The organism is Pannonibacter phragmitetus DSM 14782, assembly GCF_000382365.1.
GTDB classification, from domain to species: Bacteria; Pseudomonadota; Alphaproteobacteria; order Rhizobiales; family Stappiaceae; genus Pannonibacter; species Pannonibacter phragmitetus.
This window is the reverse complement of record NZ_KB908216.1, coordinates 393,938-414,115: the sequence shown is the minus strand read 5'-3', so window position 1 is coordinate 414,115 and position 20,178 is coordinate 393,938. Positions and strand designations below refer to the sequence as shown.

Below are 20,178 nucleotides of genomic sequence, written 5' to 3'. Positions count from 1 at the left end.
TGTCCGGCGGATCATTTATACGACGAATGCCATCGAGGCCTTGAATTCCAAGCTACGCCGCGCGGTACGGGCAAGGGGCCACTTCCCCTCTGACGAGGCGGCCACCAAACTCCTGTATCTGGTCTTGAACAGATCGGAGAAAGAGTGGAAAATGCCAGCCAGAGAATGGGCGATGGCTAAATCCCAATTCGCAGTTCTCTTCGCGGACCGTTTCCAAGCCGCGAGGGCGTAAACAGAAATGTTCAACCGCACGCCCGTACACGAAATTCCTGACACTCCCATGTTCAACCGCTCGACCAAGGTCAGCAACTCGCGCTCGAGCGGTGTCAGCATCTGCGGGTGCTCCGCGTCCCCGGGATGGGGCCTCTTTGGGCTGCCAGACTGAAAGACCTGCGTCATTTATCTGCTCTCCCTGCAAATGAACCGGTTTGCGCTCTCCTTGCACCAGCGGACTTCCCCCGTTCTTGTGTCGTAGTAGAGGGCCGTGAAGTCCTTCGCTCCATGTTTCACCCCATTCAGGGCTGCGTAGAGCAGTGTGCCTCTGAGGTGGCTGTCGGCGGCCATCACCGCAGCCAGGGTGATCAGCATCGAGAAAAGAGCGGTCAAAGCCAGCGTCTGCCAGCGTTGCCTGAAGCTGATCATCTGGGCCTGTTGGCAGGCCTCTGTCTCCAGTTGCTTGAGGCTCTGCAGAACGGTCCTCTGATGAGCGTTCTCCGCCTGCTGCTGTGCGCTCAGGCTCTTGTTCAGCATCTCGCTGAAGCTGCTGTTGAGCCTGCGTTCCAGCGCCTCTTGCGATGTGCGGATATCGCTTGCGATTGTAGCTTGCGCGTCTTTCCACATGCTGCGCAAGCCTTGCTCGCAAGTCTGCAAGGGCAAGCCCGGCAAGACGGGCTGTTGCGGTTCTGGCAAGTTCAGACCCTGTTGTTGACCGTTCTGCGCCCGGCGCAGGCTCTCCATGTTCTCGCTCAAGCGCTCGGAAAGCGGTCTTCTCTCGCGTCCAGTCTGCATGAAACATTTCTCCTTTGAGCCGCCAGCGTGTTCCGCTGTCCGGATCTTCAACTGTGAGGTAGGCCTTGCCCTGGCGGGGCAGGTTGAAGCCGGCGCTTTCCAGCGCCTCCAGCATTGTCTTGCGGTCCGTGATGCGCCCCTCGGCAGTCAGGTCCTCCAGCCAGTGCTGGATCTCCTCGCGCCCCTGCGCCCGGACCCTGGCTTCCAGTTGGGGCCTTGCATCTCTGGCGCGGGCTGGATCTTCGGGGTCTGCCCAGCCGTAGGTCTTGTTCAGAACGTCCCGCAGGGCATCCATGGCCTTGCGGTAGCCGGGCGGCGCAATGTTGAGGCTTCTGCCGGAACCAAGTTCCATGCGCGGGGTCAGGAAGTGAAGCTCGACGCGCCCTTCGTGGCGATGGCGCACCCACAGCATGTCCACCTGATCCCGCTCAAGCCCTGCAAAGGCAAGGTCTTCAAAGGCCTCCATTGTGCGCCGCTGCTGAGCTTCGTCTGGCGCGTCTTCAGCGGCAAAGCTGATCACGCCAGAACGGTAGGTCCATTGGTGCGGGCAAGCATCAATCAGCAGCCGGGTGCGCTCTGGGTCTCCGGCCAGGACCTCGGGCAGGGGCTCGCGGTGCCGGGTCATGGCGCGCCCCGCCTCATCACGCATCAGCGCTCGGCTTGCGTCATAGGCGAGAACGGTTGCGGCGGTGAGATAATTCACCGGGGCATCGCCGCCGCCCCGCCCATTGGGAAAGAACTTGATCAGCATGCCGCCTCACCTTCCCCGCCTTCCCCGGCATGGCGGGCGAGCGTGAGGGAAAGCTGCCGGTCAATGCTCAGCAAGGCCGAAAGAAGGGCGAGCGCATCCAGCTGATGCATGTCCCCCATGGCGCGGGCGGAATTCACCGCGTGTGCAATCTGGTTGAGATTGGTTCCCATGCGGCTGAGTGCGGCCAGCAGCTGCGGATCGGCCTTAGGTGCCGGGCGGCGGCGCGAAGGCTTGATCAGGCTCAGGGAGCCCCGCAGCATCACCGAGATGCTCAGGCCTGCCATCGCGGCGTTGCGCTTCAGTTCCTTTTTTTCCGCCGCTGTACATCGCAAGACCACGGTCTCGGAGAGACCGCCGGGGCTTGCGCCGGAGGGGTTCGAAGGGGAGGCTCGCCGCCCCTCGCAAGGCTCCGTGTCGTATGACACGGGTCGCCTTGCTCTCTGATCTTCGGCCTGTGTCACCGGGCAGCCTCCAGAGCTGGTCTGGCATGACAAAGCGACGGGAAAGACGGCAATTTGCTGCGGAAGAAATCCCGGCACATAGCCTCATGCTCGCCGCCGTCTTCGGGAGGCCAGCGTTTGGGCAGATGGTAGGCAGGCCCTTGAGACGAAACAGTTTCGGCACAAAGCCGGGCAATGGGGGGCAGGCCCTCGCGGTGAAGCCAATCCTCCCAAGCAGCCAGTTGCTGCACCTGCGATTTGAGAACAGTCAGCCGGGGCCTGGGACTGCCTGCGGGCGCCTGCTCATGCGCAGGCGGGCGTAGGTTATTTATTTTTTCTTTATATAGGTTTGGTGGACAGTTCTGTCCCCCTTTGGCGGACACATCTGACCGCCTTCCGGGACAGTCTTGTCCTCCTTTGGCGGGACGAAGGGGGACAACCTTGTCCGTCTTTTCGCGGGCTGCCGATGCCCTTATGATTGAAGCTCTGGAAGGACAATATTCCGTATTGTGCCCAACGCCGTTCCCGCGCCGGACTTCGAGCCATGCCCGGCTCTCCAGTTCCTTGATGGCGCGCTGGATCGTCTTGACGCTCTTGCCCAGAGCGGTTGCCAAGGTCTGATAGGACGGCCACGCCTTGCCGGTGTGGCCGTTCATGTATGTGGTGGCAAGATGCAGCGCCACGCACTTGGCGCAGTCGCTGAGCTCAGCATCACAGCTCAGTTGCTGAAGCCATTGCAGCTTCACATCCCGGAAGGTCCACTCGCCGCTCATCCGCGCCCCCTGGGCGCAACGTCGCTTGTCCGGAGTGCATACAGCTGTGGGGACTGTACGGGATTTGTACGGGCTGAGCCGGAAAACAGGCAGATTCGGCCTGCAAAAAGATGCAGATTTGGGACTGGCGAAAATTTACCAGTCTCGCAAGCGCTTGATTTTCTTTGGGAAAATGGCGCACCCGAAGGGATTCGAACCCCTGGCCTCTGCCTTCGGAGGGCAGCGCTCTATCCAGCTGAGCTACGGGTGCTGACCGGGCACCGGTTGGGACCGGCCGGTTCGGTTCTGATACAGGAATGAAACCGTCTCGGCAACGGCTTTTCTGTTCTCCCGCGTGGATAGCAGGAAAGCGCAGAGTTGCGAGGTTCCGGCAAGGCCTTGCGGCTTCATGCATATGCCGGGTTCTGGCCGCCCTTGTCCTGCGGCACGGGAGCGGGCCCTATTGGCGGAGTGGTGGGTTTCTGTCGTCAGGCAAGCCGGAAGGAAAGGGTTGTATCCATCTTCCGGCCATGCGGCGATGTTCCTTCACCCGTACCAGTGATACAGCGCGGCGCCGGTTGCGTAGAGGCAGCTGAGAGCGGCTGCCGTGCCTGATCTCTTCGTTGTGACCTCTCCGGCACCCTGCGGCGGCAGGACCCGCCGGACAAAAGAGCTGCCCCTGCCCATGCCCCATCTGCCGGAAGCTGACGCCGCAACTGCCCGTAACTCCGCCTTTGCGGATGCCCCGGCCTTTGCCGCTGCCTTTGGTGCTGAACCGCATGCACCGGCAGGTCCGGTGGAGACGCTTGTGCCTGTGCTGGGTGACCAGCTGTCGCTGAACCTGCCCTCGCTTGCCGCCGCAGACAGGGAGCGGTCTGTGGTGCTCATGGCGGAGGTGATGAGCGAGGCGAGCTATGTGGGCCATCACAAGCAGAAGATCGCCTTCATCTTCTCGGCCATGCGCCACTTTGCCATTGCTCTGCGAAAGGCTGGCTGGCGCGTGGACTACATCACGCTGGAGGACCCGGACAATACGGGAAGCCTTGCCGGAGAAGTGCAGCGAGCAGCCTTTCGCCATGGCTGCAGCAGGATCCTTGCCACGAAGCCTGGCGAATGGCGGGTGCTGGAGGACATGACCGGCTGGGGCGCATTGACCGGATGCGAAACCGTTCTGCTGGAAGACACCCGCTTCCTCTGCCCGCTGGATGAATTTGCCGCCTGGGCGGAAGGGCGCAAGCAGCTGCGCATGGAATATTTCTACCGCGAGATGCGGCGCAAGACCGGTCTCCTGATGGAGGGAGACGAACCGGCAGGGGGTCGCTGGAACTTTGATGCGGAAAACCGCAAGCCGGCGGAAGGCAGCCTGTTCCTGCCGCGGCCCTTCCGGGCCGTGCCTGATGCAGTGACGAAAGAGGTGCTGGCGCTGGTGGCTGCGCGCTTTGCGCAGAATTTCGGGCGGCTGGAGGGCTTTGCCTATGGCGTGACGGCGCAAGACGCGCAGGCGGCGCTGGACTGGTTCCTGCACGAGGCGCTGCCGTCCTTTGGCGACTATCAGGACGCGATGCTCAACGGAGAGGCCTGGCTCTATCATTCGGTGCTTTCGCCCTATCTCAACACCGGGCTTCTCGATCCGCTGGAGGTTTGCCGCCGGGTGGAGGATGAATGGCGGGCCGGGCGGGTGCCGCTCAATTCGGCGGAAGGCTATATCCGCCAGATCATCGGCTGGCGCGAATATGTGCGGGGGATCTATTGGCTGAAGATGCCCGGCTATACGGAAGAAAACGCGCTGGAAGCGCACCGGCCCCTGCCGGCCTTCTACTGGACGGGCGAATCGGACATGCGCTGTCTGCGCGAGGCCATCACCCAGACGCGCGACACGGCCTATGCTCATCACATCCAGCGGCTGATGGTGACCGGCAATTTCGCCATGCTGGCGGGGGTCAACCCGCGCGAGGTGCATGAATGGTATCTGGCGGTCTATATCGACGCCTTCGAGTGGGTGGAGGCGCCCAACACCATCGGCATGAGCCAGTTTGCCGATGGCGGGCTGCTCGGCTCCAAGCCCTATGCGGCGGGGGGCAACTATATCAACCGCATGTCGGATTATTGCGGCAGCTGCCGCTATGACGTGAAGCAGCGAACGGGGCGCGATGCCTGCCCGCTGAATGCACTCTATTGGGACTTTCTGGTCCGCAACGGCGAAAAGCTGCGCGGCAATCCGCGTCTGGCACAGGTTTTCCGCACCTATGACAAGATGGCGGAAGAGGCAAAACGGGACCTGCACCGGCAGGCTGACGCTTTCCTCAAGTCACTGTAATTTCGAAGAAAACCGGAAAAATTCAAAAAGGCCGCGCCCTTCGGGCGAAGGTGCGCGGCTCAAGTTTTGTGCACATGGCCCCATCGACCACGACGGCGAAATGTAACGGCCGCCTCTGATGCTGTCATTACTTAATGTCAGGAACCTTCACAAATAACGCTTCGTTCTTGCGGCAAAAGATAAAATGGACGGCTGTGCATCCGTATTGTTAACAGTGCTTGCCGGCACGAAGAGTGTTGCCATGCGGGCCGACGACCTTGACCCGTGCCGTGCCTTTGCCGGTAAAGCCCAGTTCGTTCGCCGCCTGCCGGGTCACATCGATGACACGGGAGCGGGCGAAGGGGCCGCGATCGTTGATCCGGACCTTCACCTGCCTGCCGTTGTCCAGGTTGATTACCGTGACCACAGTGCCGAAAGGCAGGGACCGGTGGGCCGCCGTCAGCATGTTGGGATTGGCGCGCTCGCCGCTGGCAGTCTTGCTGGTCATTGCATACCACGATGCCATGCCGCATTGGCCGGATGTGGCGGCAGAGGCTGTCGCAGAGGCGGCCGCTGCCATGGAAAAAGCCAATGCTGCCAAAGACCTGGCGTATACCGCGCGTGATGCGCTGGTCTTCATCTCATATTCGGACTCTATTGTCTCATCCCCCGGTGATCTTCCTGCGGCGGCGCTCAGCACAGGGCTGAAACGGAATTGTAAATCCGCCAGGAGGGACCTGCGGAAAAAGCCAGCCCTCACAGGATAGTCAGCAGTTCATCTGGAGCCAGACCTTCGATGACTCCGGAAATCGATGGCGCCTGATGCCTATACAATCTGGCCATATTGTGACGCTGCGTCCGCTCGCATCGAAGCAGAGCGCGGTGGAAATCCTCGCCAGCGCGTTAACGGTTTGTTAAGGTCACCGGGAGCGCCATTGGGAAAACTGTCCGCGTCCCGGTTGCCCGCAACGCGGTGGTGGTCCACTTCTGGAGATCGATTTGGGGGGAGAGGATCAGGAAGTCTGGTCCTTTTGCTGAGGGATACGGTTTGACTGAAGAGACCTCGATTTCTCCGCAGACCCATGCAGATGTCAGGCCGCTGACGGAACTTGATCTCGCCTGCGCGGCGGGAACATTGCTGCACAGCGTGCGCCATCCGGCCGCCCTGCTCACCGCCCGGGGCAAATTCCTGCTGGCCAATCAGGCCTTGCTGGAAGAGCTGGCCTGCAGCAGCGCGCTTCTGACCGGGCGCTCCCTTGAGGCTGTGATCAATGAACCCGCCCTGCGCCGTCTTCGGCCGCTGATCGAGATGGCGGCGCGCGGTAAGCCAGCCATGGCCGAGGGCATGTTTGCCTTTGACGAGGGGCGCGGGGCGCCGATGCGGCTGACCTGCACCCCCTTGCGCACCGCCGCTGCGCCGCGCCAGACGCAGCTCCTATTTCTGGAGCTTCGGGAGCTTGCTTTCGTCGGCCCGGCCGAGCGGCGCATGCGCATTGCCCAGCAGGCGGCGCATCTGCTGGCTGGGCGGGTGCTGATGCTGGGGCGCAATGGCCGGGTGGCCGATGTGCTCCCGGTCGATGACCATGACCCGCAACTCGCCACGCTTCAGGATATGGATGAGAGCGCCCTCACCGGCATGCATCTGGCAGAGCTTGCCGGCCACGAGATTTTCCGCCGTGCGCTGGCGCCGGCCTTTGATGCGGCGCTGGAGGGCGAGTGCACCCATGTCACCTTGCCATCCAGCCAGATGACGGGTGCGCTGGCGCAGCTGTGCCAGCGCAAGGCCGGTGCGCCGGGCAGCGCGGAAATGCTCAAGGATGTGGTGCTGACCTTTGCGCCCAGCCGTGATTGGGTCGGCCGCGCCGACGGTGTCATGCTGGTGCTGGGCACTGCCGTTGGAGCCGTTGCGGGCCGCGAGCCGGAAGCGCGCACGCGGGAGTTGGAGCGCCTTGCCATGGAGGACCCGTTGACGGGCCTTGCCAACCGGCGCGCGTTTCAGCAGGCGCTTGAGACGGAACTGACCCGGGTGCGGGCGGGCGCCTCTGCCGGCATTACGGTGCTGGTGGTGGATCTTGACCAGTTCAAGATCATCAATGACCGGGCCGGGCATACGGCAGGCGATGCCATGCTGGAGCGTATCGCCGCCCAGCTTCGGCATATTGCAGGAGAAACGGCGCTTGTGGCGCGGCTTGGCGGTGACGAGTTTGCCATCATCCGCTTCAGCGCCGATGAGGATGGCGCCCATGGCTTTGCCAGCACCATCGCGGCATCTCTGGCCCAGCTCAACTTCCCGTGGGATGGCGCGGTTTACCGCACCGGCGGCAGCATCGGTTTTGCCGTTCTGGACCGGCAATTTGCCCGCACGCTCAATGCTTCGGCGGCGGATGTGCTGCGCTGGGCCGATCAGGCCTGCATTTCGAGCAAGGCGCTGGGCGGGGGCAAGGTGCTGCAGTTCCGCTTTGATGAGCATCTTCTGGCCTCCTACAAGGCCTCGCGCTCCAATCTGGAGCGGATCGAGCAGGCGCTCGCCGCTGACCGCCTGCAGCTCTTTTCCCAGCCGGTGTGCTGCACGGCCACGGGCCGCACGGTGATGACCGAATTGCTGCTGCGGGTGGACGATGAGGAGCTGGGCCTTCTGGAGCCGCAGGGCGTGCTGTCCGCCGCCGCACGGCATGGCCTGCTGCCGCAGGTGGACCGGCGGGTGGTCGAACTGGCGCTGGCGCGGCTGCGCCGGGGCGGCCGGGCCGCAGCCGGGCAATTCTCCATCAACCTGTCGGAGCAGTCGCTGGGCGACAGCGCTTTTCTGGGCTTCCTGGATGGGGCCCTTGCGCGGAACCGGGCCATCGCCACACGGCTGGCCTTTGAGGTGTCCGAGCTGGCGGTCGCGCGCGAAACCGCAGGCATGACGCGGCTTGCCGCCATCCTCAAGGCCCATGGCGCGACGCTGATTCTGGATGATTTCGCCGGCAACTGGCCGAGAACCACGCATCTGAAGGGCCTTCGCCTCAAGTGGCTGAAGATCGACGGCAGCATGACGGCGAGCCTGCTGAGCGACCGGGTGCAGCGGGTTCAGGTCAAGGGCATCGTGCTGGTGGCTGCCTCGCTGGGGGCAAGGGTCATCGCCGAAGCGGTGGAGAATGAGGACACCGCCGTTTGCCTCGCCGAACTTGGCGTCTTCACCGCGCAGGGTTTCCATTTCGGCGCCCCGCAGTCCTGGACCAGCGCCGCCGATCTCCTGAAAAAAGCCGCGTGAGGCGCCCCCGCAGTGACGCGATGAAGAGCGGGGCCGCAGGGCTCTGCGCAGGAGCGGCTTGACAGCGCGGTTGCGCAAGGGCTCAATGAAGGCGGCTCAGGAATAATGCGTAGAGGTGGATAACCGCCCGCAAGCGCAAGGCACAGACCGGAATGACCGGAGCCACCTTCACATGCGGATGGGGCGTGGCACGCCATGAGGGAGCATTTCGCAGCACACGATTTTTCCGGCATCGGGGCCTTCCGGGATGGCATCTCGAAGGTCTGCGGCTGTTTTGACGTGCGCGCAGCAGAGGGCGGAACGGATTCCGCCAGCCCGGCCTTTCAGGCCAGCACGGCCTTGCGCCAGTCGAACGGGCTGGAGCTGGCCTATGTGGCGGTGGCGGGCGCCAGCGTGCTGCGCAGCGCGCAGGCCTACCGCACGGATCATCTCGATCATTTTGTCCTGACCATCCAGAACCGGGGTTCGGCCCGCATGCGCCAGCTGGAGGGAGATGTGGTCATGCGCCCCGGCGACATGTTCCTGATGGATGCGGCAAGGCCAAGCCACTTCAATTTCGAGCAGGGTTTCAGCGAACAGCTCTCCGTGCATCTGCCGCGGGAGGATCTGATCCGCCGCATTCCGGGCCTGCCGGGCGGGGGAATTGCGATCCGCCGGGAGGACAGCATCGCCATTGCCATGCAGGCGGTGCTGAACCGCTTGTGCGAGAGCCGGGAAGAGGCGGCAACGCCGCTGCAGGAGGCCTTGTTCGCCCTCTTCGGCAGCTACATGCATGATCTCGCCCGCGGCTCTGCGGATCATGGCGTGCAGGGGGAGGGGCTTTTCGGCGAGGCGCTGCGGCTGATCCGGCAGAATTTCCGTGATCCTGATTTCAGCGCCGGCACCCTGTGTGCGCTTCTGGGGGTTGCGCCCCGGCAGCTTCAGCGGGCTTTTGCCCGCCACGGGGACAGCCCGCGCGAACAGATCCTCGCCATCCGGCTCGATGCAGCGCGGCGCCGCCTCATGGCTGAACCGCAGCGCACGGTGGCCGATATTGCCTATGAGCAGGGCTTTGGCGATCTGTCGCATTTCTACCGCGCCTACCGCCGCCGTTTCGGCCATGCACCGGGGGCCGCCAGCCATCACTGAAAACGGGTGGCGAGTGTCTCTGCTGTGACGCTTCACACCAAGGCATCTGTCGCATGCGCCCAAGACCGCACCCGGCAGGCGCGCCTAACCTTCCTTCATAATAATCCTGAAGGAGGGAACTGACATGACCTTGCATGCTTCGGATGCCGCTGCATCCGCGCCCGTCTATCCGCTCATCATCAATGGCCAGAAGGTCAATCTGGACACTGTCTTCGCGGTTGATGATCCTGCCACTGGTGCGGTCGTCGGCTTTGCCCCCAATGCGGGCGAGGCGGAGCTGAATGCCGCCGTTGCCGCAGCCGCTGCGGCCTTTCCGGGCTGGGCCGCACGCCCGGACGCGGACCGTGTGGCCGCCTGCCATGCGATTGCAGACAAGCTGGAAGCCCATGCGGATGAACTCTCGCGCCTCATCACCCGCGAACAGGGCAAGCCGCTCAACGGTGTCGGTTCCCGCTTCGAGGTGCAGGGCGCTGCGGGTTGGTGCCGCTACACGGCCGGTCTGACCCTGCCGGTGGAGGTGCTGCAGGACGGTGAGGCCGGGCGCGTCGAGATGCACCGCAAGCCGGTTGGCGTCGTCGGTTCCATCACGCCGTGGAACTGGCCGATGATCATTGCCGTCTGGCACATTCTTCCGGCCATCCGCAGCGGTTGCACGGTCGTGTGCAAGCCCTCGCCCTACACGCCGCTGTCCACCCTGCGCATGGTGGAACTGATGAACGAGGTTCTGCCCGCCGGTGTCGTCAACGTGGTGACGGGCGATGACAAGGGCACCAGCCTCGGCGGGCTCATTTCCGCCCATCCTGACATTCGCAAGGTGGTCTTCACCGGTTCGACGGCCACGGGCCAGAAGGTGATGCGCTCCGCCGCCGGCACGATGAAGCGCCTGACGCTGGAACTGGGCGGCAATGACGCGGGCATCGTGCTGCCCGATGCCGATCCGCAGGCCATTGCCGAAGGCCTGTTCTGGGGCGCCTTCATCAACATGGGGCAGACCTGTGCCGCGCTGAAGCGGCTCTATGTGCACGACAGCATCCATGATGCGGTGGTCGAGGCGCTGGCCGCCTATATCCGCAACATCCCGGTCGGCAATGGCCTGGAGGAAACCTCGGTGATGGGGCCGGTGGCCAACAAGATGCAGTTCGACAAGGTGGCAGCGCTGGTGGAAAGCGCCAGAGCCAAGGGCACTGTCGTCACCGGCGGTGCTCCGGGCGAAGGCCTGTTCTTCCCGCCGACGGTGATCACCGGCCTGTCGAACGGGGATCCGCTGGTTGATCAGGAGCAATTCGGCCCGGCGCTGCCGGTCATCCGCTACACCGATCTGGAAGAGGCGATCCGTGCCGCCAATGACAGTCCGTCCGGCCTCGGCGGCTCGGTCTGGTCGTCCGATCCGGAGAAGGCGCGCGCTGTGGCCTCGCGGCTCGAATGCGGCACCGTCTGGATCAACAAGCACGGCATGATTCAGCCCAACGCCCCCTTTGGGGGCACAAAGATGTCGGGCCTTGGTGTCGAGTTCGGCCAGGAGGGGCTGCTCGAATACACGGACATTCAGGTGATGATTCTCTGAAAGGGGCGGGAGGAAAAAACATGAGCACTGAAACAGGAAACGGGCTGACCCGGCGCAGTTTCATCGGCAAGGTTGCCGTCGCCAGCGGTGTGCTGGTGCTGGCAAACGGTCTGCCGGGCGCATCCATCAATACCGCCGAAGCGCTGGACGGCAGCTTTGACTACATCATCTGCGGGGCAGGCAGCGCGGGCTGCGTGCTGGCCGCAAGGCTCAGCGAGTCGGGGGCGAAGGTGCTGCTGATCGAGGCGGGAGGCCCCGACAACAGCGAAGCCATCTCCACCCCGGTCCGGCTGATCGAGCTGTGGCGTTCGGAATATGACTGGGCCTACCGCACCGTGCCGCAGAAACATGCGAACGGGCGGCGGATCGACTGGCCGCGCGGCAAGACGCTGGGCGGATCGTCCTCGCTCAACGGCATGATCTATGTGCGCGGCGCGCCCACCGACTATGACCGCTGGGCCTCCTTCGGCAACGAGGGCTGGGCCTGGAAGGATGTGCTGCCCTATTTCCTCAAGTCCGAGGATTACGATGGCGAGGCCTCGGCCTATCACGCCAAGGGCGGACCGCTGCATGTGCAGTCGAAGATCACCCCGCACCCGGTCTGCAAGGCCATGCGGGATGCTGCCATCGAGGCAGGGCATGCGGACAATCCCGATTGCAACGGCGAAAGCCAGATGGGGGCGGGCTACTGCCACCTCAACATCAAGGACGGCAAGCGCCAGTCCACCGCCGTTGCCTTCCTGCGCCCGGCGCTGGAGCGGCCCAACCTGACGCTCATCACCAATGCCCGCGTGCTGAAGGTGGAGATCGAGAACGGCCGCGCCACCGGCGTCACCTACATGCAGGACAGCCAGACCCATACGGTCAAGGCGGCCAAGGAAGTGGTGCTGACGGGCGGGGCCATCGAAAGCCCGCGCATGCTCATGCTCTCCGGCATCGGCCCGCAGGCGCATCTGGAAGAGATGGGCATCGAGGTGAAGCTCGACCTGCCCGGCGTGGGCGAAAACCTGCATGACCACACGCTGCTGCCGGTCATCTGGGAAGCGTCCCAGCCCGTGCCGCCGCCGCAGGATCCGGGGATGACCGTGCTGCATGTGCAGCTCTTCGCCAAGACGAGGCCGGACCTGCCTGAGCCGGACCTGCAGCCGCTCGGCTTCCATGTGCCCACCTATGTGGAAGGGCAGGATGCCTCGGTCAGCAACGCCTTCACCTTCAACGCCGGTGGCGTGCGGCCGGTTTCGCGCGGCACGCTGCGGCTTTCCTCGGCCGATCCGGATGCGGAACTGCTGCTGGACCCGAACCTTCTCTCCGCTCAGGAAGATGTGGACGCCCTTGTCCATTGCATCCGCCTGCTGCGCGAGGTGGCGGAACAGCCGTCGATGAAGGCCTGGGTGAAGCGGGAAATCTATCCGGGGCCGGAGGCCCAGTCGGATGAGGCGCTGGCAGACTATGCCCGCTCTGCGCTGGTGACCTATCACCACCAGTGCGGCACCTGCAAGATGGGCGAGGATGAGCTGTCGGTCGTGGATGCGCAGCTGCGCGTGCGCGGGATTGACGGCCTTCGCATCGCCGATGCTTCGATCATGCCCGATGTGCCCACCGGCAACACCAATGCGCCGGTCATCATGATCGCCGAAAAGGCCGCCGACATGATCAAGGCGGACGCCTGACCCCGCAGCCTGAAAGGCATGCCTCGCGCCCCGGCTGCAGGAGACTGCGGCCGGGGTTTCGTTTTCCCGGCAGCCTGTTGGCCAAAAGGAGGAAACTGCCGCAGGTCTTGCGGCTGGCCTTCGCGGCGGGGGCAGGCTAATGTCGCGGCTCAGGGTGCAAGGCCAGTTCCTGCGCCGCAATGACTTCCCGCGGGACCCATGCAGGGACGCGGACCGGGAGCGCTGGGCGCACGGGGGAATGATGATGAGACGGGTTCGGGTCATCGGGATTGGCGCAGGCAATCCCGAGCATTTGACCATGGAAGCGGTCAATGCGCTGAACAGCTGCGACGCGCTCTTTCTGCCAAGGAAAGGCGGGGAAAAGGACTTCCTCGTGCGGCTGCGCGAACAGATCTGCGGCCGCTACATCACCCGCAAAGACCCGAAACTCGTGCATTTCGACATGCCCGTCCGCCGCAAGGACAGCAACTACCCGGCGGCCGTGGACGACTGGCATCTGGCGATTGCCGGAATCTACGAGCAGCTTCTGGCCGAAGAGATGGGCCCGGAAGGGACCGCAGGCGTGCTCGTCTGGGGCGATCCCATGCTCTATGACAGCACCATCCGCATCATGGAGCACCTGCGCGACCGCGGGCGGATTGCCTTCGATTACGACGTCATTCCCGGCATCAGCAGCCTGCAGGTGCTGTGCGCAAGGCACAGGATTCCGCTCAATCGCATCGGCCAGCCGGTGGAGATCACCACCGGCCGCCGTCTGGCGCAGGGCTGGACCACAGGTTCTGCGGATGTTGCGGTGATGCTCGACGGGGTTCAGGCCTATGAGGGCGCCGGTGAGCCGGACGCGCAGATCTTCTGGGGTGCCTATCTGGGCACGGAGATGGAAATTCTCGTCTCGGGCCGGCTGGGAGACGTGGCGGCGGAGATTTCCCGCCTGCGGCAGGCAGCAAGGGCAAAGCATGGCTGGATCATGGACACTTATCTCATCCGCCGCCCGGCATCCGGTCTGACGGCGCAGGATGAAACCGTCCCCCTGAACCGGGAGGATGCGGCATGAGCGCGCTAAAGACACCGGCTCTGGCCGTTGGGGAGGCTCCACGTGTTCCGGTCAGGCGGGGGGCGTGCCCGTCGCTGGCCGCGCCCATGGCCACGGGCGACGGCCTTCTCGTGCGGCTGCGCCCGCAGGCGCCCGGCCTCAGCCCTGCCAAATGGATGACGATGGCAGGACTTGCCCGCCGCACCGGCAATGGCCTTCTGGAGGTGACCGCGCGCGGCAATCTGCAGATTCGCGGCCTGACGCCGGAGAGCGCCGCTCCGCTGGCCGAAGGATTGCAGGCGGCCGGCATCGAGACGCGCACGGGCACTGCCATCGAGGTTCCGCCCCTTTCCGGGCTTGATCCGTCTGAAACGGCGGATGCAACAGAGCTTGCCGAAGCGATCCGGCAGGGCATTGCCAGCCATGTTCCGCCGCTCGCCCTTGCGCCGAAATTGGCAATCACGGTCAACGGCGGCGGCTGTTTCAACCTGTCCACGGCCAGCGCGGACATCCGGCTCGATGCGGTGAAGGCAGAGGGCGGCGTGCTCTGGCGCCTTGCGCTGGCGGGCGATGCCGGATCGGCAAAGCCTGTTGCCCTTCTGCCGGAGGAAGCTGCAGCGGCCCGGGTGATGGATCTGCTGCGCGCCCTATCGCAGCGCGGCGGCCACGCACGCGGGCGGGATATTGCCCCTGATATCGAGGGGGGCGGGGACGGCGCAGGTCCTGAGGCCGGCTTCCCCGCGCCGGTCAGGCCGGCCGGTGTGATCCGCAGCGCTGCTCTCCTCGTTCTGGCGCTCCGGCTCGCCTATGGCCGCATCCACGCGGATGAGCTGGAAGCACTGATGGCCGGGCTTCAGCGCCTCGGCGCCACGGAAATCCGGCTTGCGCCGGATCACGCGCTGCTGGTGCTGGGGCTGACGGAAGAGACGGTGGAAGCCGCCGCAGCGCTTGCCGGGGCGCAAGGGCTCATCACCTCGCCGTCTGATCCGGCGCATTTCATTTCCGCCTGCCCCGGCACCGGCTTTTGTGCGGCGGCAAGGATCAACACCCGCCAGCTGGCGGAACGTCTCGTCAGCGCCGCTTCGGCCGCAGAACCGGGTGTGCTCGATGGCTCCTGCCGCGTTCATGTTTCCGGCTGTTCCAAGGGCTGCGCCCATCCGCAGACGGCGGCGCTGACGGTCACCGGCACGGAGCAGGGGGCGGCCATCGTGCTGGGCGGACGGGCGGACAGCCGGCCGGACCTGCAGCTTTCTCCGCAGAGGCTGGAAACAGTTCTGCCCCGCCTGCAGCGCGGGATTGAACTGAACCGCCAACCGGGGCAAACAGCGCAGCATGTGCTCGGCGCAAGCGGAGCCGCCATCCTCGCCATGGCCGGGGCAGAAAGGGCATGATGCACTACGACTATATCAAGGACGGGACAGCCATCTACGGGCAGTCCTTCGCCATCATCCGTGCAGAGGCGGACCTGTCGCGGTTCTCCGTGGCTGAAGCGGATGTTGCCGTCCGGATGATTCATGCCTGCGGCCTGGTCGAGGCCGCCGCGCATTTCAGCTTCTCGCCTGATTTCGTCACGGCGGCGCGTCAGGCGCTGCTTTCGGGCGCGCCGGTGTTCTGTGATGCGGAAATGGTCGCGCGCGGGGTCACGGCGGCCCGCCTGCCGGCAAACAATGAGGTCATCTGCACCTTGCGCGATCCGCGCACGCCGGAGATGGCGGCTGAGATCGGCAACACCCGCTCGGCGGCTGCCATGCGGCTCTGGCTGGACAGGCTCGCCGGTTCGGTCGTTGCCATCGGCAATGCCCCAACCGCGCTGTTCTACCTGTTGGAGCTGCTGCGCGACGGCGCGCCGAAGCCCGCAGCCATCATCGGCATGCCGGTGGGATTTGTCGGCGCGGCGGAGTCCAAGGAAGCGCTGGCGGATAACCCCTGGGGCGTGCCCTTTGCCACGGTGCACGGACGGCTGGGCGGCAGCGCAATGACGGCTGCCGCAGTCAATGCCCTGGCGAGGCCCGGCCTATGAGTGCGCAGAACGGTGCCCCCGGCCGCCTTTACGGCGTGGGAACGGGGCCGGGTGATCCGGAGCTGATGACGGTCAAGGCCGTGCGCATATTGGGTGAGGCGGATGTGATCGCCTGGTTCGCCAAGGCCGGGCGCACCGGCAATGGCCGCCGCATCGCGGACAGCATGATCCGGCCGGGCGTGGAAGAGCTGCCGCTCTACTATCCGGTCACCACCGAGATCGACAAGCATGAGGCGGCCTACACCACATGCCTTGAAGCCTTCTACGAGGAGTCTGCCGAGGCCATTGCCGCGCATCTGAATGCCGGGCGCACGGTCGCTGTCCTGTCCGAAGGCGATCCGATGTTCTACGGCTCCTACATGCACATGCATGTGCGGCTGGCGGACCGGTTTGACGTCGAAGTCATTCCCGGCATCACCGCGATGTCCGGCTGCTGGTCGCGCACCGGCGTTCCCATTGCGCAGGGCGATGACGTCCTGTCCGTGCTGCCGGGCACCATGGCCGAAGCCGAGCTGCAGCGCAGGCTTGCCGATACGGAAGCGGCGGTGATCATGAAGATTGGCCGCAACCTGCCGAAAGTCAGGCGGGCGCTGGCGGCTTGCGGACGCCTTGAGGATGCGATCTACGTGGAACGCGGCACCATGGCGGCGGAAAAGGTGGTGCGTCTGGCTGCCAAGCCGGATGACGCCGCGCCCTATTTCTCGCTGGTGCTCGTGCCGGGCTGGAGCGGGCTGCGATGAGCGGGCGCCTCTATGTGATTGGCACCGGGCCGGGCAACCCCTTGCAGATGACGCCGGAAGCCCAGGCTGCCGTTGATGATTCAACGGCTTTCCTCGGCTATCTGCCCTATCTGGAGCGGCTGAGCCTGCGGCCGGATCAGATGCGGATCGCCTCGGACAACCGGGAAGAGCTGGCCCGTGCCCGCGATGCGCTGGAGCGAGCCGCGAAGGGCGAGCGGGTCTGCATGGTCTCGGGCGGTGATCCGGGCGTCTTTGCCATGGCTGCGGCCGTGTGCGAGGCCATCGAGCATGGGCCGGACGGCTGGAAGCAGGTTGATCTCGTCATCGTGCCGGGCATCACCGCCATGCTGGCCGTCGCCGCCCGGATTGGCGCGCCGCTTGGCCATGATTTCTGTGCCATTTCCCTTTCCGACAATCTGAAGCCATGGCCGCTGATCGAAAAGCGGCTGCGCCTTGCTGCCGAAGCCGGGTTCGTCATGGCCTTCTACAATCCTGTCAGCAAGGCCCGGCCCTGGCAGCTGGACCGGGCCTTCGAGCTGCTGCGGGAAGTTCTGAAGCCGGAGACGCTGGTCATCTTCGGCCGCGCTGCGGGGCGCCCGGATGAGCGGATCGTGGTTGCTCCCCTCTCGGAGGCCCAGGCCGGAATGGCGGATATGGCCACCTGCGTCATCATCGGCTCGGCGCAGACGAGGCGGGTGCCGCGTGAGGGCCTGCCGGATCTCGTCTACACGCCGCGCTTTGCAGCATCTTCAAGCCAGTGACCGATCAGGGTCATGGCTTCATCGGCACTGCCGGCACTGAGGGGCGCCTCATGAGCACTGCGTTCGATCATCATCACCGGAAGGCCAAGGCGGCGGGCGGCCTCCAGCTTGGCATAGGTGGCTTCGCCGCCGCTGTTCTTGCAGATGATGACTTCGATGCCGTGGCCGGTCAGAAGATCCAGCTCCGCCTCCACCGTGAAGGGACCGCGCGCCAGAATGTTCCGGGCAAAGGGCACGGCAGGTGGCGGATCGACAGGATCGACGCTGCGGATCAGGTAGTGGTGCTGCGGCGCGGCCTCGATGGCCGAAGCCCCCTGCCGCCCCGTTGCGAGAAAGACGCGGCGTGGCGCGGCGCCGAGGGCTTCCACCGCCTCCCGGATCGTGCGGAACGGGGTCCAGTTATCCCCCGGCTGCGCCGTCCAGGCGGGCCGCTCCAGCTTCAGCAGCGGTATTCCGGTCTGCCGGCTTGCTTCCACCGCATTGGCCGTCATGCGCCGGGCGAAAGGATGGGTGGCATCGATGAGCAGGCTGATACTCTCCTGCCGCAGATAGGCGGCAAGCCCCTCCGCGCCGCCAAACCCGCCGGAGCGCACCGGTGCGGGCAGGGCGGCAGGATCCAGTGTGCGGCCCGCAAGCGACAGGGTGACTGTCAGGCCGGGGTGCTGCACGAGCCGTTCCGCCAGTGCCCGCGCGTCTGCCGTGCCTGCCAGAATGAGGATATGACTCTTGTCCAAGCGTGATCTCCCGCCGTCTCCCCAGCATCCCTGGCTGACCATCATCGGCATCGGTGAGGATGGTTTAGCGGGCATTGGCGAGGCTGCCAAGGCAGCGCTCGCAGCGGCAGAAGTGGTCTTTGGTGGTGTCCGGCATCTGGATCTTGCCGGGGCGGCGATCACCGGCGAAGCCCGCCCCTGGCTCAGCCCGTTCGAGCGCTCGGTCGAAGCCGTTGCCGCCGAACGCGGGCGGGCGGTGGTTGTGCTGGCTTCGGGTGATCCGTTTCTTTATGGCGCAGGCGCGACGCTGGCGCGGCGGATACCGGTGAGCGAGATGCGTGTCATTCCGCACCCGTCTTCCTTCAGCCTTGCCGCGTCACGTCTTGGCTGGGCTCTGGCGGAGACGCTCTGTGTGTCCGTGCATGGCCGCCCGGTGGAGCTGATCCGCCCGCATCTCCACCCCGGTACCCGCATAATTGCGCTGACTTCGGATGAGCACGGACCTGCCGCCATTGCACACCTTCTGAGCGGGGATGGCTTTGGCGCCTCGCAGCTTCATGTGCTGGAGGCGCTCGGCGGGGACAGGGAGCGCATCAGCCGCCAGACTGCCGGGGCTTTTGCGCCTCAGGATTTCCATGCGCTGAATGTCTGCGCCATCGAGGTGGTGGCAGGTTCTGGTGCGCGGGTGCTGCCCTATGCACCGGGGCTGGATGACAGCCTGTTCGAGCATGATGGCCAGATCACCAAGCACGAGATCCGGGCGCTCACTCTCTCCGCCTTGGCTCCCCGGCGCGGGGAACTGCTTTGGGATGTTGGCGGCGGTTCCGGCTCGGTCAGCATCGAATGGATGCTGGCCGATGTTTCGCTCAGGGCCCTTGCCATCGAAAGCGATTGCGAACGCGCGGCCCGCATCCGCCGTAATGCCGCAAGCTTCGGCGTGCCCGGCCTGCAGGTGATTGAGGGCGAAGCGCCATCAGCGCTGACGGCTCTGCCTGCGCCCGATGCCGTGTTCGTCGGCGGCGGCGGCACGAACCCCGGTGTCATGGAAACGGTCATCGAACGGCTGAAGCCGGGCGGGCGGCTCGTGGCCAATGCGGTGACGACAGAGATGGAAGCGGTGCTTCTTGCCCTGCATGCCCGCAGTGGCGGCTCGCTGACGCGCATTGAAATCGCCCGCGCCGCACCCATCGGCTCGATGCACGGCTGGCGGCCGGCCATGCCCGTCACCCAATGGAGCTGGACGAAGCCGGGTGCGGCTGCAGACCCAATCAAAGAGGAAGAATGATGAAGGTCCATTTTATCGGCGCAGGCCCGGGCGCGGCTGATCTGATCACCGTCCGGGGCCGCAGCCTGATCGAAAGCTGCCCGGTCTGCCTTTATGCCGGGTCTCTCGTCTCGGAAGAGCTGCTGGCCTTCTGTCCGGAAGGCGCGCGGATCATCGACACGGCGCCGCTGTCGCTGGACGAGATCGAGGCCGAGTTCCTGCGTGCTTCCGATAACGGGCAGGATGTTGCCCGCCTGCATTCGGGCGACCTGTCGGTCTGGAGCGCGGTGGCCGAACAGATCCGGCGGCTGAACCGGCTGGGCATCGGCTACACCATGACGCCAGGCGTGCCTGCGTTCGCGGCGGCTGCCTCGGCCCTCGGGCGCGAGCTGACGATCCCGGCGGAGGCCCAGAGCCTTGTCCTGACCCGCGTGTCTGGCCGGGCCTCGCCCATGCCGGAGGGGGAAACGCTCGACCGGTTCGGCGCCACCGGCGCAACGCTGGCGATCCACCTCGCCATCCATGCGCTTGACAGGGTGGTGGCGGAACTGACCCCGCTCTATGGGGCGGATTGCCCGGTTGCCATCGTTGTCAAAGCCTCCTGGCCGGATGAACGGATCGTCTCCGGCACGCTGGCGGATATCTGCGCGAAAGTGGCGGAGAACCCCATCGAGCGCACGGCGCTGATCTTTGTGGGCCATGGGCTTGGCGCCAAGGAGTTCCGCGAAAGCGCGCTCTACGATCCAGCCTATCAGCGCCGCTTCAGGGGCCGGGAAGGCTTATGA

The 20,178-nt window shown here is 65.0% G+C and carries 18 protein-coding genes and 1 tRNA gene; 13 read left to right on the top strand and 6 right to left on the bottom strand.

The genetic code is table 11. From position 1 onward, the window contains the following. A partial coding sequence (locus H163_RS23940) for a transposase (protein WP_169445920.1) occupies positions 1-232 on the top strand: 232 nt, incomplete at its 5' end. Positions 233-399: 167 nt separating this feature from the next. Here the strand turns inward: H163_RS23940 and H163_RS24955 are convergent. The 4 genes from H163_RS24955 to H163_RS0106840 all read right to left on the bottom strand — a co-directional run bounded on the left by H163_RS24955 (position 400) and on the right by H163_RS0106840 (position 3,222). Further along, positions 400-1,008: a hypothetical protein gene (locus tag H163_RS24955; RefSeq protein WP_026355542.1), complete on the bottom strand. Its 609-nt coding sequence runs from the start codon at positions 1,006-1,008 to the stop codon at positions 400-402. Between the two features lie 744 nt (positions 1,009-1,752). After that, the gene (locus H163_RS22345; protein WP_208975333.1) at positions 1,753-2,184 is read right to left on the bottom strand and encodes a plasmid mobilization protein; all 432 of its coding nucleotides are present in this window, start codon (positions 2,182-2,184) and stop codon (positions 1,753-1,755) included. 32 nt (positions 2,185-2,216) lie between these two features. Beyond that, a complete protein-coding gene (locus tag H163_RS23930) occupies positions 2,217-2,972 on the bottom strand; it encodes a helix-turn-helix domain-containing protein (RefSeq protein WP_081625973.1) in 756 nt (251 codons plus the stop codon). Positions 2,973-3,145: 173 nt separating this feature from the next. Next, positions 3,146-3,222 (bottom strand) — tRNA-Arg (locus tag H163_RS0106840). 414 nt (positions 3,223-3,636) lie between these two features. On the opposite strand from H163_RS0106840, the gene H163_RS0106835 reads away from it, so the two are divergent. Beyond that, positions 3,637-5,268 carry a cryptochrome/photolyase family protein gene (locus tag H163_RS0106835; RefSeq protein WP_081625972.1) on the top strand — a complete coding sequence of 544 codons (1,632 nt, stop codon included), beginning with the start codon at positions 3,637-3,639 and terminating at the stop codon, positions 5,266-5,268. 208 nt (positions 5,269-5,476) lie between these two features. Here H163_RS0106835 and H163_RS22340 read toward each other — a convergent pair whose 3' ends face one another. Continuing rightward, positions 5,477-5,773, bottom strand: coding sequence for a septal ring lytic transglycosylase RlpA family protein (locus H163_RS22340; protein WP_345702297.1), 297 nt, complete (start codon positions 5,771-5,773; stop codon positions 5,477-5,479). A 522-nt stretch (positions 5,774-6,295) separates the two neighbouring features. On the opposite strand from H163_RS22340, the gene H163_RS0106825 reads away from it, so the two are divergent. The 9 genes from H163_RS0106825 (at position 6,296) to H163_RS0106785 (ending at position 17,416) form a co-directional block, all read left to right on the top strand. Beyond that, positions 6,296-8,500, top strand: coding sequence for an EAL domain-containing protein (locus tag H163_RS0106825; protein WP_019963814.1), 2,205 nt, complete (start codon positions 6,296-6,298; stop codon positions 8,498-8,500). 195 nt (positions 8,501-8,695) lie between these two features. Then, positions 8,696-9,628, top strand: coding sequence for a helix-turn-helix domain-containing protein (locus H163_RS0106820; RefSeq protein WP_019963813.1), 933 nt, complete (start codon positions 8,696-8,698; stop codon positions 9,626-9,628). Between the two features lie 124 nt (positions 9,629-9,752). Further along, entirely contained in the window at positions 9,753-11,192 is a 1,440-nt protein-coding gene (locus H163_RS0106815) for an aldehyde dehydrogenase family protein (protein WP_019963812.1), read from the top strand. 20 nt (positions 11,193-11,212) lie between these two features. Next, the gene (locus tag H163_RS0106810; RefSeq protein WP_019963811.1) at positions 11,213-12,862 is read left to right on the top strand and encodes a GMC family oxidoreductase; all 1,650 of its coding nucleotides are present in this window, start codon (positions 11,213-11,215) and stop codon (positions 12,860-12,862) included. Positions 12,863-13,106: 244 nt separating this feature from the next. Continuing rightward, on the top strand, positions 13,107-13,916 hold the full coding sequence (cobF, locus tag H163_RS22335; RefSeq protein WP_051105336.1) for a precorrin-6A synthase (deacetylating): 810 nt from the start codon (positions 13,107-13,109) through the stop codon (positions 13,914-13,916). Then, positions 13,913-15,286 (top strand): precorrin-3B synthase, encoded by a 1,374-nt coding sequence (gene cobG, locus H163_RS0106800; protein ID WP_081625970.1) that lies wholly within the window; start codon positions 13,913-13,915, stop codon positions 15,284-15,286. Before cobF ends, cobG begins: the two co-directional genes overlap by 4 nt. Beyond that, positions 15,283-15,915 (top strand): precorrin-8X methylmutase, encoded by a 633-nt coding sequence (locus H163_RS0106795; protein ID WP_019963808.1) that lies wholly within the window; start codon positions 15,283-15,285, stop codon positions 15,913-15,915. Before cobG ends, H163_RS0106795 begins: the two co-directional genes overlap by 4 nt. Then, positions 15,912-16,655: a precorrin-2 C(20)-methyltransferase gene (locus H163_RS0106790; RefSeq protein ID WP_019963807.1), complete on the top strand. Its 744-nt coding sequence runs from the start codon at positions 15,912-15,914 to the stop codon at positions 16,653-16,655. Before H163_RS0106795 ends, H163_RS0106790 begins: the two co-directional genes overlap by 4 nt. After that, entirely contained in the window at positions 16,652-17,416 is a 765-nt protein-coding gene (locus H163_RS0106785) for a precorrin-3B C(17)-methyltransferase (RefSeq protein ID WP_019963806.1), read from the top strand. The genes H163_RS0106790 and H163_RS0106785 overlap by 4 nt, the downstream gene beginning before the upstream one ends. Here H163_RS0106785 and H163_RS0106780 read toward each other — a convergent pair. Then, the gene (locus H163_RS0106780) at positions 17,380-18,192 is read right to left on the bottom strand and encodes a cobalt-precorrin-6A reductase (RefSeq protein WP_051105335.1); all 813 of its coding nucleotides are present in this window, start codon (positions 18,190-18,192) and stop codon (positions 17,380-17,382) included. The two genes, H163_RS0106785 and H163_RS0106780, sit on opposite strands and share 37 nt — an antisense overlap. Between H163_RS0106780 and cbiE the strand changes: the two genes are divergently transcribed. Continuing rightward, on the top strand, positions 18,143-19,414 hold the full coding sequence (cbiE, locus tag H163_RS0106775; RefSeq protein WP_019963804.1) for a precorrin-6y C5,15-methyltransferase (decarboxylating) subunit CbiE: 1,272 nt from the start codon (positions 18,143-18,145) through the stop codon (positions 19,412-19,414). The two genes, H163_RS0106780 and cbiE, sit on opposite strands and share 50 nt — an antisense overlap. Then, positions 19,414-20,178 carry a precorrin-4 C(11)-methyltransferase gene (gene cobM / locus H163_RS0106770; protein WP_026355537.1) on the top strand — a complete coding sequence of 255 codons (765 nt, stop codon included), beginning with the start codon at positions 19,414-19,416 and terminating at the stop codon, positions 20,176-20,178. Before cbiE ends, cobM begins: the two co-directional genes overlap by 1 nt.